Below are 13,257 nucleotides of genomic sequence, written 5' to 3'. Positions count from 1 at the left end.
TCAATGGTGGGGTTCTTCATCCCCCACCAATCGGGCTTTTACTTTATTTTATTCTGAAATTCCTAACATAACCCTTTATCAACTTGTATTTCTCTTTTTTGACTTTTCTCTCTCAATCCTTTACAGTCGAAATGTTCACAAGTTTTACAACGCAGGAGGATTCCAATGAAAATTGAAATAAAAGATACTTTAATTTCCGAAGAAGCATTACAAACAAAGGTAAAAGAACTAGCACTACAGATTGAACGTGATTTTGAAGGAGAAGAAATCGTTGTAATTGCGGTATTAAAAGGCTCTTTCGTATTTGCTGCCGATTTAATCCGTCACATTAAAAACGAAGTAACAATCGACTTCATCTCTGCATCTAGCTACGGCAACCAAACAGAAACAACAGGAAAAGTTAAATTATTAAAAGATATCGACGTAAACATTACAGGCAAAAATGTAATTGTCGTGGAAGACATTATCGATTCAGGCTTAACACTTCACTTCTTAAAAGATCACTTCTTCATGCATAAACCAAAAGCATTAAAGTTCTGTACATTACTTGATAAACCAGAACGTCGCAAAGTCGATTTGAAAGCTGAATATGTTGGCTTCCAAATTCCAGATGAATTTATCGTTGGCTACGGTATCGACTGCGCTGAAAAATATCGTAACTTACCATATATCGCTTCGGTTGTAACAGAAAAATAAAGTGAAACTTCCATCAAATATTGATGGAAGTTTATTTATATCAGCCACTACTCGTAAAACAAAGGGAGAGATTAGAAATGCCAAAGACAACCTTTAATAAAGTTCTTCTTATCGTAAATCCAAAAGCAGGACAAGGTGATTTACATACAAACTTATCAAAAATCGTTCCCCCACTTGCTTCTGCCTTTCCAGATTTACGTATCCTTCATACGAAAAAGCAAGGGGATGCAACAAAGTATTGTCAGCAATTTGCTAAAGACGTTGATTTAATTGTTGTCTTTGGTGGTGATGGCACTGTCTTTGAGTGTACAAATGGATTAGCACCACTTGAAATTAGACCAACACTTGCCATTATTCCAGGCGGGACATGCAATGACTTCTCTCGTACACTCGGTGTTCCGCAAAATATTGGCGAAGCAGCAAAATTAATTGTAAAAGGTCACACAAAGCCAATTGACATCGCTAAAGCAAACAATCAACACTTCTTAAACTTTTGGGGGATCGGTCTTGTTTCAGAAGTATCCAACAATATTGATGCAGATGAGAAAGCAAAACTAGGTAAGATTGGCTATTATTTGAGTACAATTCGAACTGTCAAAAATGCGGAGACTTTCCCTGTGAAGATTACTTATGATGGACAAATATATGAAGACGAAGCTGTCCTAGTCATGGTTGGAAACGGAGAGTATCTGGGGGGGATTCCTTCCTTCATTCCAAATGTAAAATGTGATGATGGTGCACTTGATATCTTTGTCGTTAGATCAACAGGTATTCAAGCATTTAAAGATTATATTGGAAAGAAACTATTTGAAGATACAAATAACAACGATATTGTTCATGTCAAAGCAAAATCAATTCATATTGAAACGCAGGAAAAAAAAGAAGTAGATACAGACGGAGAAAGTTCCCTTCATACACCGTGCCACATCGAATTATTACCAGGGCACTTTACGATGATTTATAATCCAGAACTAGTCTAATAGATTTCCTGTTACACTTTGGTAATTTATAAAGGTCGCATTTTTATAAAATAAAGATTATAATTAAAAGTATAAAAGGTTGTTAACAAAAAACGTTAACAACCTTTTTATTTTTTTCACCACAATATTTTACTTTAGAGGAGCGATTGCATGTATTGGAGAAAGAATAATCAACCTGTAGAAGACCCTGAAGAAATCGCTGTATGGGAATGCCAAGCAGACGACTGCTTAGGATGGATGCGTAAAAACTTCTCTTTAGAAGAAGAGCCAAAATGTCCTTTATGTAAAGGTGATATGAAAAGCGGAACACGATTACTACAAAAGCTATAGAGATGATGCTCCACTTCCTCTACATCCCTCAATTATGAAGTCAAATAAAGAGAAGATCCTCTTTCTCCTTATCTACGGTATAATTACATTTCCTAAATGTGAATCAAAAATAGATTATCAAAAAGCAGCTATTTTTTAAAATAGCTGCTTTTTCATTACTTCAAGAGTTATTTTCTATTCTCTATTACTTCAATCCTAATTTTGCTTTCGCTACATCAGGAATTTCATTTGGTTGCACTTCTCCCCAAGATTTACCGTTTTGTCCTTTAGCAGCTACTTCTAAGTATGCTCCTTGACGAAGATTTTTTGTTACATTAATAATAATATCTTGTTCTTTACCTTTATCGTTATAACCTTTGAAGTGGTACTCATAGCTTTCACTATCTTTTTTCATACTATCTTTTCCTAAATGTGTACCATCGGTTTTTACAACTGTATAATACGTATCAGTTTTTACAAGTGGATTTAAACGATCAATCATAACGCCGCCTTTCATTAAGAATATACCTATTCCAGCTACAAGTAGTGCAGTTCCAATAATAAATTGTTTCATATATAAATTCCGCCTTTTTTGATTTTATTTAGACTTTCATTTTTTCAACTTACTTATCCTTTACTCACATATTCCCGATTATCTATCCCCTCTCTCAATTATTCATTCGTTTCTCTACCACCGGAGTTTTCTTCTGCATATACAAATAAGAAATACTCGCTATGACGACAACTACACCACCAAAATACATGCCATACTTCGTAGCAAGTGCTACAATCGTCTCGATATGTTTACCAAACATGGAACCAAGCATAAAATAGAGAAGCGTCCAGACAAATCCTGTCGTATAAGAATACAAAGCATATGTTTGAAATGACATCTGATTCATCCCAACTAAATACGGAACGATATGTCTAACCACAGGTATAAAATAACTTGTTACTAATGCATAATGTCCGTATTTCCCAATCATCTCTTTTGACTTTAAAAGATACTTTACTTTTTTCTTTTTCATCAATTTATCAAGTATTTTAGAACCAAATACTTTTCCAAGTATATATCCTAAAGAAAGACCTGAAACAACGCCTAAATATGTTAACAAGAAAGCAGGAATTACACGCAATATACCCAGTGATGATACAAATCCACCACTCATCACAATCATTTCATCTGGAATTGGCATGCCTATAATCCCGAGCCATAGACAAAAGAATAAAGCCCAATACCCATACTGTTCAATATAGGATAACAATTCATGTAATTCCATTACGCGTATATCCTCCTAGTCTCTTTTCTACAACTAAAGACATAGGCTGGCGGAAAATTAAACCAAACTTTTTTCAGTGAAATTTCCGGGAAGAAATTTTGTATAAATCCTTTTCTTACAAGCGAATATTGGAATGTAATAAACTTGCCATTCTCTTGTAATGATTCCATCACATTTTCTAAAATACGTGATGATACTTCCAGCGGTAATGAGGTAAATGGTAAGCCAGATAATATATAATCCACTTTATCTATACATAACTCTTTCATATACTTGTTTATATTTTCAGCTGATCCATGTATGACCACAACGCTTGGATCATTCTTAAACCGTTTCTGTAACTCTTTGAAACAAACTTCATTAATTTCTATAAGAATAAATGTAGTTTGTTTCTTTTTTCTCTTCATAATCTCTCTTGTAAAGGAGCCTGTTCCAGGTCCTAATTCTACAATGTACTGTGCTTGTTCAAAATTGATTGCATCGACTATTTTCTTCACTAATATGTTTGAACTAGGTGCGATTGCCCCAGTATTCTTCGGATGTTTAATAAATTGAGTTAAGAATGTAATGCGTTGCATCTATCCTCTCTCCGTTCATTCGGTATTTTGTAACCTGGCTCTAAGTATAACTATCATTTCTTAACAAATACCGAGGAGGTTTCTTAACATTTTCTTAAGAAGAGAAAGATATATTGTAACAGTACTACATATAAATAAAAAAGCAGCTATTGCCTATAACAATAGCTGCTTCTTTCATTACTTCGCGCTCACAATCTTATAGTAAGAACGAACTGTTAAGAAGTAATATCCAATATAAATAACGCTATACACACCGATACTCATTAATAATGGGATCAGTATTTCATATGGCATTAATGTTGATAAACCTTTTAAAGCAAATAAGCTGTGGCAAATCCCTACTACTAATGGAATTGCGAAGATAAAACTTACTTGTTTTGCAACCGCCTTCTTCATTTCTTTTTTTGTTACTCCGACTTTACGAAGTACTACGTAGCGATCGCGATCCGCACTTGCTTCTGTTAACTGCTTGAAATAAATGATAGAACCTGTTGCGAGTAAGAAGACTAAGCCTAGGAATAGACCGATAAACATCATTAAGCCTGTTGCTTCAAGTCCCATATGGAAACCAGTGTAAAAGTCTCTGAATGGTGTTTCAAATTCAGATTTTCCAGCCGGCATTACTTTTGCTAATTTTTCTGTTAAAACTTTACTATTTCTTTCATCTTTAACATCAATATTTTTTACAACGCGTGTTCCAGCTACTTTTTTCGCCTCTTCATATACTTGATCTGGAACAATTACAAATAACTCACCTAAGTTCGTAATATTACTGCTTCCTGTACCTTTAATTGTTAGCGTCTTCGTTTCATTTCCAATCGGGAATACTGCTTTATTCCCTTTATAGTCAATGCTAAACTCATGCCCTTCAATATATGAATTATCATATACAAAAGCTTCATTAGCTTCCACATCTACTACATCTATATTCATTTTTTTTGCAATGTTAGTAAAGTTTGATTGGGAGATAAGCTGGTATTGCTCAGTAATTCGATAATGAGTATTTCCAAGCATATCTGCTTGTTTCCCTTCAAATTTCCCTTTAACAGGAATCATCTCAACTTCAAATTGATCTGTGACGGGATGATTTTTCTTTTCTTCAGCAAGAATTGTATTTACTTTATTATCTAATGCTGTGCCTTTTTTCTCATACGAATAACTATGCGGTGCAAATTCCTTGGCTTGGGTAAATGTGTTGTAATACATCGTAACGGACGTACCAACTGCCGTTAATGTTACCGCACTTAATATTGCAATTGTCGCAAGAGATTTTGCATTGCCTTTAATACGGTACAATAGTTGTGACGTTATTACCATGTTCATACCGTTATAGAAAGATGATTTCTTATATTTCGCTCGTTTTAGTACAAATACTGTAAAAAATGTAAACAGTAAATATGTACCAAGTACCGTTGCAAGCAGGATGTAAAAAGCAACCATCATAAAGTCAGCGTATTTAGCAGCCTTCATAAATGTAAGTGATAAGAAATAACCAGAACCAATTAAGAAGATTGAAATCAAAGCCATAATCATTGATCCTTTTGGCATTGATTCTCCTTCACGCTCCGCACGGAAAAGTTCGATTAATTTAAAGCGATAGATTAAACGGTATCCTTGAAGTGATGTATAAAGAATAATCACAAAGAAGATAATTGCTGTATCAATAATTGCGGACATTGGCACTTCAAAGTGAACATTTAAGTTCAGTCCCATCATGCTTACTAATAGTTCAAGGAATAACTTCGAAAGTACACTACCAATTGCAATCCCGATGACTAATGATACGAATCCCATTAGCATATTTTCATAAAATAACATTTTACCAATTTGTTTTTTTCGAATTCCAAGCAGTGAATATAATCCAACTTCTTTTTTACGTTTACGTGTAAAGAATCCATTAGAGTATATAATAAATACCGCTACGAAAATAATCAGCATCACACTGGATACTTGGAATGCTCCACTAATTTTCTTAGAGCCTTCCGCTGCTTTTTCCATTTGAGAGTTATATTCGAGCGCCTTAAATGTAAAATAAATGACGATGCTGAAAATCATTGAAGCAAAATATAGAAAGTAATCTTTAAAATTCCGCTGTATATTGCGGAGGGCAATACTAGATAACGTCATCCATTGTACCTCCAGAAATTGTGGACATCATGTCTACTACTTGTTGGAAGAATTGTTTACGAGTTAATTCCCCGCGGTGCGATTCTTTATATAACTCGCCATCTTTAATGAAGATAACGCGTTTACAATAACTTGCTGCAAATGCATCATGCGTTACCATTAAAATTGTTGAATTATCGTATTCATTTAATGATTTCATGCTTTCCAATAAATCTGTCGCTGATTTTGAATCAAGTGCTCCCGTTGGCTCATCTCCAAAGATCATACTTGGATTTGTAACGATTGCACGAGATGCTGCGCAGCGCTGCTTCTGCCCACCAGATGCTTGATATGGATATTGACTTAAAATATGATCAATACCAAACTTCTTCGAAATTTCAAGAACACGGCGATCAATTTCACTTGTTTTCACTTTAGATAACGCAAGTGGCAACGCAATATTCTCTTTCACCGTTAGCGTATCTAATAAGTTATAATCTTGGAAAATGAACCCTAAATGATCACGGCGGAATAATGCTAATTTATCATCATTCATTTTCACAATGTCTTTTCCATCAATTAAAATTTCACCGCTCGTTGCATTATCAATCGTCGAAAGCACATTTAAAAGAGTCGTTTTACCCGATCCAGAAGGTCCCATAATTCCAACGAATTCGCCTTCTTGAACTTGTAAGTTAATACCTTTTAACGCTTCAAATTTATTTCCACCCGTATCATATACTTTTTTTATATGTTTCGCTTCTAATACTGTTTTCATATCTATATCCCTCTCTTCTTCTATTCTCTATTTTCACTATATCTAACTTCTACTTTTGCCACTATCGATGTTTCTTACACAAACATGACAGTTATGTAAGGCCACTTAGCAGAAGAAACATAAATTTCACTTCACGAAATAACCACTTTGTTACTATAACATTGGGATAACATACCATCTATTCATTCTCCTTACATGAACATTACAATTCTGTAAGGTAAAAAAAAGCACCCATCTTATAGATGAGTGCTTTATCTATATCCATTTTTGATTTTCCAACATATAAGTCGCTGCTATGAAGATCAAAAGGTGACCTATACTTGTTTTCTCTCTGTGTTTTAACTCGGCATGGGGCAGGAAGAGGATCTGACCGTTTCTATGCATGGCCGGATGCTCTCTCCCACCTAAACGGAAAGGTTTATGTCGGTTTTTCAATTTGTATTTATAAGCATTTCACTTTATACTTTTTCTAGACTCATTGTTGTACAGTAACATGGTAATAACAGAAATCACCACAACAACTACAAAAGTAAATACCCTATAGTCCCCTATCATAACCGCACCTGCTAAAAAGCCTGGAATGACAGCCATAATCATGCCTCCAAACATGCCAAGAACAGATCCCACACTCTGTTTCACCACTTGTGTTTCTGACACCCAGTCATAATAACCAAATCGATTATTAATAAAAATACCCCATATCGCTGAAAAAAATGAATATGTGATGGGAGTAATTACGATTAAAATAGAAGTCCAAATATCCGGCTCTAAACCTATAATCATAAGTATAGCGCTAATAACCGATGCAGGTAGGCTCAGCGAAAGGTTCATGAGAACCTTACTGTCATAAATGATCTTAGGTGTAAGAGGCAATGATTTGATAATCCATACGTTTTTCCCCTCTAACGACAATGACACACATGATGTACATGTCATCGAAATCATTGCTGAAAGCACAAATGGTGCAACCCTTTGCAAAATCGTTTCGATTCCAGGGTACCCTATTAATTGACTTGGCCCTACTACAACCACTGCAAGTGAGGCGGCAACTGCCATCACAACTCCCATACCATTATTTATCACATATACTGTGGAAGAAAAGAAACGCTTCCGTTCTTTTTTATATAATGCAATCAATACTTTTTCTTTTTTCATACGATCAACTTTGTAATTTGAATGCATGTGATACGTAGAAATAGCTGTATTGATTTGCTTATATTTCAAAGAGAGTATTTTTACAAAAAGATAATACCAAATAACTGATATCCCAACAAAAAGAACAAAAGCTCCCATATTAGCATCAACAATTGCTTTTTGAAAAATGGTAGCTAATGGATACACTTTAGCTAATTCCTCTGAAACAATTGCCCCAATCCCTTCAAGATTAGTAAAACTATATTTTGTATTTCCCTGTTTGAACATAATAAATCCAAATATAATAATTGCCATGAAACTTAAAATGGTAGTGACTTTATTCGCATGTCTAAATTTAGAGGCGATAGCCGTAATACATGCACCAAAAACTGCTGCAATTGTTGTTGGAATTAAAGATACTGTAAACAGAGTGATAAACCACATCAAGTAGAAAAAAGCTGATGGCTTTTCATATATACAATAAACAGCGCCCATTGGAAGCATAATTATGATTGAAAAGAGTGTATTTAGTACGTATAAATACAAAAATCTACTAGCAATAACAGTACTTACACGAATCGGTAAAGACATCACAAACTCATAATCCTTAAAAGCAAAAATCTCGCCATTTGCCTTAAACATAGTGAAAAATAAAACTAATACACTGCTAATAACGAATGCATAGACCGGAATGACCTCTCCTATTCCAAGTTTTATCAATCCATATGCTGTGCCCCCACAATATCCCATCAACATGACACCAACAAAGGCAATAGATACTGAAATTAAAATTTTATTCTGCTTCTTTTTCTTATCTTTTTCATATTTAAAAGTATTTAGGCCTAGCTGCGTTATAAGACGAATTTTTAAAAGAGCTAGCGTATTATTTGTCATCAGCAAGTACCTTCATAAAGAGCTCTTCTAATGAATTTTCCTTTATGAGAGACTTTACTTCCCCTGATATTGCTAGTTTTCCTTTATTGATCATCGCTATCTTATTACATAATTTTTCTGCCACATCTAATACATGGGTAGAAAAGAAAATCGCACTGCCTGATCCGCAAAGTTCCCTCATAATATTCTTAAGTACGATGGCCGCTTTCGGATCAAGCCCAACAAAAGGCTCATCCAAAACTAATAATTTGGGATGATGCAAAACTGCCGATATAATTGCTACTTTTTGTTTCATACCGTGTGAGTAGGAAGAGATTAAATCTCCCAAATACGCTGTAATCTCAAAATCATCCCCGTATTTCTTTATCCGTTCTTCCCTATCTTTTGCAGACACCTCAAAAACATCGGCAACAAAGTTCAAATATTGAATTCCGGTTAATTGCTCGTATAAATCTGGATTATCAGGAATATATGCCATCACTCTCTTACACGCAATAGGATCCTTTTTCACTGAATGTCCATCAACAAAAATCTCGCCCTCCTCGAAATCTATAACACCTACTAGCGATTTAATCGTCGTACTTTTTCCCGCACCGTTATGTCCGATAAATCCAAAAATATCTCCTGCTTGAACAACTAGATTCAAATGATCTACTGCTTTTCTACCACCTTTGTATGTTTTGCTAAAATTGATTATTTCTAACATATGCTCTCCCCCAAACGATTTTCACTAGTATAGAATCAGCTTAACCTTTTCCTGTGCTCCATTCCTCTAACATCCCTACTCATAATCAAATATCAAATATCAAGATTGAATTTCTTCAAAATATTTTTTGAATATTCAGACTAAAAACCCGAAATTATACGTAATAAGACTTTATCCTTACTACGTATAATCAATTCTAAACCGCCCTAAAAAGCGATTCCTTCTATTTACAATTGCATTTCCTTCTTATATAAAATGTAAGAATATAAATTCGTCAGTAACACGGCAACTACTATCATTGCAAGCATCATATAAGATCTCCAATCAGCTTGCACAAAAATACTTACGATCATGATAATTCCTAAAGCTACAAATACTTTTCCGCTAAAACGGTGTGTTTTGCGCCATACTTCCTCATTACTGAGTGTCCATGGATTACGCATGCCAACGAAGAAATTCGGTTTACATTGTGGTAAATAGTTGCCAATGATTAAAAATAAAATACCGACAAATAATTCTGGCACCCGATTAATAAATACGTTATATCCTAAACCGTTTGTAATAATATCGATATTCCCTATAAATAAAACAACCATTAGTCCATTATTTATCATCATCAAAGCTTTAGAAAACTTTTCATAGTTTTCTTTCTTTGGATCAATCTTTTGTAAAACATTTAGAAATACGTAACAACCAATCATGATACCTACCATGAACATCATGGCATATAATTTAGAAGAAAATCCATCAGGAGTCCCGCCGCTCCAATGGGTCGCAATTGTATTTGGTAAATGAGGCCAAGAAATTGCCCATGCTAGACATGTTGTAAGAATTAATATGATTGCAAAAATATGTTTCTTCATTCTTGCGCACTCCCCTTATTCAATCTTTTAATATTTTCCGTCTAACTCTATTTCTTTTTTATAAATGGAATATGATTTTATCGTTGAGATAATAACGCATAATAATATAGTTCCAACCGCACTAAACATATTAATAGGATCAGGAAATACTGCAGCAACATACATGAATATTCCCCCGATTACAAATACCTTTGAAGAAAATCGATGTGTTTTACGCCATACTTCTGGATTTTCTAATGTCCAATACATTCGAATTCCCACAAAACCATTTGGCTTTGTCTGCTGCATATAATTACCCAGTACAAGAAATATCGTCCCTAATCCAAAATTAAATGCTATTGAGCCTGAAACAATGTATCCAGATAAAGCTAACAATGCGAATATGTTACATCCAAAAACAACAAAAAGAATAGCATGGTTTGTCACAGAAAGTGCTTTAGCATGCTGTTTATGATTCCCCTTCTTTAAATCAATTTTCCCCATAAATATCCATATAACATAAAACAGTATCATGCTTCCCATTGAAACAGAGACTGCCTCTACTTTAGAAAAGTATCCGTCGACCGTCCCTTCAACGTTGTAATGACGCGGAATTTTCTCTGGTAAATAAGACCAAGCGATATACCATCCAACTGCGACAACAATAATGAAAATCCACGGTAATACATGCTTCTTCACTTCTCTTCTCCCCCTTTATTCGTAAACGTAAACACCCATGTTAATAAATCTTGAAAAACAGTTGTGTTTAAGGAATACACAACGAATTGCCCTCTTTTTTCATCTTGAATGAGCTCAGCGTTTTTGAGTGCATTTAAATGGTGTGAAATACTTGGTTTTGTCATATTAAACTGTTCGGCAATTTCTCCGGCTGTTAAATCGCCTTCCTTTAATAAATCTAATATTTTTCGCCTTGTTGGGTCTGCTAATGCTTTAAATGCTTGATTCAATGTCTTTCTTCCTTTCACCAATTAGACATTTAGATATTTATCTAAATGTTAAAACAAAAACCACATATTGTCAATTATATTCATAACCCTTTTTACTTTTTCCACTTTTGACCTATACTGTTTACTAGCGCCCATTTCAACATAATGAAAAGACAGGAAACACATGGTACACTATAGCTACAATTGTTTTTTAGGAGGAATATATATGTATAAAATTTTAATCGTTGAAGACGATCCAAATATCTCATCTTTACTACAATCTCATATTCAAAAATACGGTTACGATGCAGTTGTTACCGAGAACTTTGATGATATTATGGAATCATTTAACTCGGTGAAACCACACCTTGTTCTATTAGATGTAAACTTACCAAAATTCGATGGTTTCTACTGGTGCCGTCAAATCCGTCATGAATCTACTTGTCCAATTATTTTCATTTCAGCTCGCGCTGGGGAAATGGAACAAATCATGGCAATTGAGAGCGGTGCGGATGATTATATTACAAAACCATTCCATTACGATGTTGTCATGGCGAAAATCAAAGGGCAATTACGACGTATTTATGGGGATTATGCACCAAATATTTCAGAGCGTATTGTAGAAGTAGAAGGATTAAAACTATATCCAGAGCGACCAGAAATCCATTTTGGAACTGAGCAAGTTCTTCTAACAAAAAAGGAAGCAATTTTAGCAGAAATGCTATTATCTAAATTCCCACGCACAGCGAGCCGTGAAGATTTATTAGCTGCACTGTGGGATGATGAAAGCTTCGTTGAAGAAAATACATTGAACGTAAACATTACACGTCTTCGTAAGAAATTTAATGAGCTTGGTATTGAAAACGCCATTGAAACAGTACGTGGATTAGGGTATCGTTTTAACGCAACTTGGAGTGAATAAACATGAAGTTATTTTTGCGTGATCATTTTGCATTTTTTGTATTATATGCACTGAACTTCGGTATCATTTTTATTCTATATGATGCAGTCGATGGATTCCAAAACAATAAGTTCTATTTTATTGTATTAAGTTTATATTTATTTATTTGTTTCCTTGCTTATCGTTATGTTCGTAATCGAAGAATGTATCACAGATTAAGCGAGCCACCAGAGAAAATGGAAGATGCGTTTATTGAAAGAGCCACTGCTCCTATGCCGCACGGTGTAAACGAGCTTGTTCGTACGCAATATCGCCTGTTCCAAAAAGAACTGCAGACATATGAAGTAAAACAACAAGAACATCAGTTATTTATTAACCACTGGGTGCATCAAATGAAAACACCCGTTTCTGTTATGCAGCTTATGGTACTAGAAATGGAAGATGAGCATTTAATCCCTAAGTTTAAGAAAGAATTAGAAAGATTAAACCAAGGACTTGATATGGCATTATATATGGCGAGGCTCAATAACTTCCATGAAGACTTCCATGTCGAAACAATTTCACTAAAAGATGCTGTAACGAAAAATATTAATGGTTTAAAAGAACTCTTTATTCGTAATGGCGTTTTCCCTGTTCTAGAAGTTCATTCCGACCTTATGGTTGCTTCTGATGCAAAGTGGCTTAAATTCATCATTTATCAATTAATGACCAATGCTGTTCGCTATTCTGGCGAACGTGGAAAGAAAGTCTTCTTATCTGCCTATCGAAACGGCAAAGATATTATCTTAGAAGTTCGCGATGAAGGTGTTGGTATCCCGCAGGAAGATGTTCGAAGAGTATTCGAACCATTTTACACAGGAAAAAATGGCCGTACCTTTGGAGAATCGACTGGTATGGGGCTTTATATTGTAAGTAAAATTTGCTCTTATTTAGGTCATTCCGTGAAGTTAGACTCTGAAGTAGGCAAAGGGACTAGCATTAAGATCATCTTCCATAATGCTGCAAACAATCAAGCAGATGATAATTCCAGGAAGGTGACAGAAGTATGAATATAACATATTTCAGCAAAATGTATGAGAACACACTCTCATACATTTTTTGCAACA

15 protein-coding genes are annotated in these 13,257 nt (G+C 34.7%); 5 read left to right on the top strand and 10 right to left on the bottom strand.

What is annotated here, in order from left to right:
- Nucleotides 1–165 precede the first annotated feature (165 nt).
- The 3 genes from hpt to AZF08_RS09840 all read left to right on the top strand — a co-directional run bounded on the left by hpt (nucleotide 166) and on the right by AZF08_RS09840 (nucleotide 2,006).
- On the top strand, nucleotides 166–696 hold the full coding sequence (gene hpt / locus AZF08_RS09850; RefSeq protein WP_033676309.1) for a hypoxanthine phosphoribosyltransferase: 531 nt from the start codon (nucleotides 166–168) through the stop codon (nucleotides 694–696).
- Between the two features lie 77 nt (nucleotides 697–773).
- Complete coding sequence (locus tag AZF08_RS09845; protein WP_033676307.1) at nucleotides 774–1,676, top strand: diacylglycerol/lipid kinase family protein; 903 nt, start codon at nucleotides 774–776, stop codon at nucleotides 1,674–1,676.
- Nucleotides 1,677–1,826: 150 nt separating this feature from the next.
- Nucleotides 1,827–2,006, top strand: a complete 180-nt coding sequence (locus AZF08_RS09840) for a cold-shock protein (RefSeq protein ID WP_033676305.1) — start codon at nucleotides 1,827–1,829, stop codon at nucleotides 2,004–2,006.
- Nucleotides 2,007–2,190: 184 nt separating this feature from the next.
- Here AZF08_RS09840 and AZF08_RS09835 read toward each other — a convergent pair whose 3' ends face one another.
- The 10 genes from AZF08_RS09835 to AZF08_RS09790 form a co-directional block, all read right to left on the bottom strand.
- The gene (locus AZF08_RS09835) at nucleotides 2,191–2,559 is read right to left on the bottom strand and encodes a YxeA family protein (protein WP_033676303.1); all 369 of its coding nucleotides are present in this window, start codon (nucleotides 2,557–2,559) and stop codon (nucleotides 2,191–2,193) included.
- A 94-nt stretch (nucleotides 2,560–2,653) separates the two neighbouring features.
- Nucleotides 2,654–3,265 (bottom strand): DedA family protein, encoded by a 612-nt coding sequence (locus AZF08_RS09830; protein ID WP_033676301.1) that lies wholly within the window; start codon nucleotides 3,263–3,265, stop codon nucleotides 2,654–2,656.
- The gene (locus AZF08_RS09825; RefSeq protein WP_033676299.1) at nucleotides 3,265–3,843 is read right to left on the bottom strand and encodes a class I SAM-dependent methyltransferase; all 579 of its coding nucleotides are present in this window, start codon (nucleotides 3,841–3,843) and stop codon (nucleotides 3,265–3,267) included. The genes AZF08_RS09830 and AZF08_RS09825 overlap by 1 nt, the downstream gene beginning before the upstream one ends.
- Nucleotides 3,844–4,020: 177 nt before the next feature.
- On the bottom strand, nucleotides 4,021–5,970 hold the full coding sequence (locus tag AZF08_RS09820) for an ABC transporter permease (protein WP_033676297.1): 1,950 nt from the start codon (nucleotides 5,968–5,970) through the stop codon (nucleotides 4,021–4,023).
- Nucleotides 5,957–6,727: an ABC transporter ATP-binding protein gene (locus AZF08_RS09815; RefSeq protein WP_033676295.1), complete on the bottom strand. Its 771-nt coding sequence runs from the start codon at nucleotides 6,725–6,727 to the stop codon at nucleotides 5,957–5,959. Before AZF08_RS09815 ends, AZF08_RS09820 begins: the two co-directional genes overlap by 14 nt.
- A gap of 453 nt (nucleotides 6,728–7,180) precedes the next feature.
- On the bottom strand, nucleotides 7,181–8,755 hold the full coding sequence (locus tag AZF08_RS09810; protein WP_033676293.1) for a putative ABC transporter permease subunit: 1,575 nt from the start codon (nucleotides 8,753–8,755) through the stop codon (nucleotides 7,181–7,183).
- Nucleotides 8,745–9,461, bottom strand: a complete 717-nt coding sequence (locus tag AZF08_RS09805) for an ABC transporter ATP-binding protein (protein ID WP_033676291.1) — start codon at nucleotides 9,459–9,461, stop codon at nucleotides 8,745–8,747. The genes AZF08_RS09810 and AZF08_RS09805 overlap by 11 nt, the downstream gene beginning before the upstream one ends.
- Nucleotides 9,462–9,688: 227 nt before the next feature.
- Nucleotides 9,689–10,324 (bottom strand): SdpI family protein, encoded by a 636-nt coding sequence (locus tag AZF08_RS09800; protein ID WP_033676290.1) that lies wholly within the window; start codon nucleotides 10,322–10,324, stop codon nucleotides 9,689–9,691.
- Between the two features lie 27 nt (nucleotides 10,325–10,351).
- Nucleotides 10,352–11,002 (bottom strand): SdpI family protein, encoded by a 651-nt coding sequence (locus AZF08_RS09795; RefSeq protein ID WP_033676288.1) that lies wholly within the window; start codon nucleotides 11,000–11,002, stop codon nucleotides 10,352–10,354.
- Nucleotides 10,999–11,271 (bottom strand): autorepressor SdpR family transcription factor, encoded by a 273-nt coding sequence (locus tag AZF08_RS09790; protein WP_033676286.1) that lies wholly within the window; start codon nucleotides 11,269–11,271, stop codon nucleotides 10,999–11,001. The genes AZF08_RS09795 and AZF08_RS09790 overlap by 4 nt, the downstream gene beginning before the upstream one ends.
- Before the next feature lie 205 nt (nucleotides 11,272–11,476).
- Here AZF08_RS09790 and AZF08_RS09785 point away from each other — a divergent pair, with 205 nt between their 5' ends.
- Nucleotides 11,477–12,172, top strand: coding sequence for a response regulator transcription factor (locus AZF08_RS09785; protein WP_033676284.1), 696 nt, complete (start codon nucleotides 11,477–11,479; stop codon nucleotides 12,170–12,172).
- A gap of 2 nt (nucleotides 12,173–12,174) precedes the next feature.
- On the top strand, nucleotides 12,175–13,200 hold the full coding sequence (locus AZF08_RS09780; RefSeq protein WP_033676282.1) for a sensor histidine kinase: 1,026 nt from the start codon (nucleotides 12,175–12,177) through the stop codon (nucleotides 13,198–13,200).
- The last annotated feature ends 57 nt before the right edge of the window (nucleotides 13,201–13,257 follow it).

This window comes from Bacillus gaemokensis (assembly GCF_001590835.1).
In the GTDB taxonomy this organism is placed as follows: domain Bacteria; phylum Bacillota; class Bacilli; order Bacillales; family Bacillaceae_G; genus Bacillus_A; species Bacillus_A gaemokensis.
The sequence above is the reverse complement of the archived record's forward strand: the minus strand, read 5'-3'. Positions and strand labels throughout refer to the sequence as shown.

What these genes read in the sequence shown, in the direction of transcription:
- AZF08_RS09805 (WP_033676291.1), bottom strand. Translation starts at nt 9,461, where the DNA reads ATGTTAGAAATAATCAATTTTAGCAAAACATACAAAGGTGGTAGAAAA.
- AZF08_RS09800 (WP_033676290.1), bottom strand. Translation starts at nt 10,324, where the DNA reads ATGAAGAAACATATTTTTGCAATCATATTAATTCTTACAACATGTCTA.
- AZF08_RS09820 (WP_033676297.1), bottom strand. Translation starts at nt 5,970, where the DNA reads ATGACGTTATCTAGTATTGCCCTCCGCAATATACAGCGGAATTTTAAA.
- AZF08_RS09835 (WP_033676303.1), bottom strand. Translation starts at nt 2,559, where the DNA reads ATGAAACAATTTATTATTGGAACTGCACTACTTGTAGCTGGAATAGGT.
- AZF08_RS09840 (WP_033676305.1), top strand. Translation starts at nt 1,827, where the DNA reads ATGTATTGGAGAAAGAATAATCAACCTGTAGAAGACCCTGAAGAAATC.
- hpt (WP_033676309.1), top strand. Translation starts at nt 166, where the DNA reads ATGAAAATTGAAATAAAAGATACTTTAATTTCCGAAGAAGCATTACAA.
- AZF08_RS09810 (WP_033676293.1), bottom strand. Translation starts at nt 8,755, where the DNA reads ATGACAAATAATACGCTAGCTCTTTTAAAAATTCGTCTTATAACGCAG.
- AZF08_RS09825 (WP_033676299.1), bottom strand. Translation starts at nt 3,843, where the DNA reads ATGCAACGCATTACATTCTTAACTCAATTTATTAAACATCCGAAGAAT.
- AZF08_RS09845 (WP_033676307.1), top strand. Translation starts at nt 774, where the DNA reads ATGCCAAAGACAACCTTTAATAAAGTTCTTCTTATCGTAAATCCAAAA.
- AZF08_RS09780 (WP_033676282.1), top strand. Translation starts at nt 12,175, where the DNA reads ATGAAGTTATTTTTGCGTGATCATTTTGCATTTTTTGTATTATATGCA.
- AZF08_RS09815 (WP_033676295.1), bottom strand. Translation starts at nt 6,727, where the DNA reads ATGAAAACAGTATTAGAAGCGAAACATATAAAAAAAGTATATGATACG.
- AZF08_RS09830 (WP_033676301.1), bottom strand. Translation starts at nt 3,265, where the DNA reads ATGGAATTACATGAATTGTTATCCTATATTGAACAGTATGGGTATTGG.
- AZF08_RS09785 (WP_033676284.1), top strand. Translation starts at nt 11,477, where the DNA reads ATGTATAAAATTTTAATCGTTGAAGACGATCCAAATATCTCATCTTTA.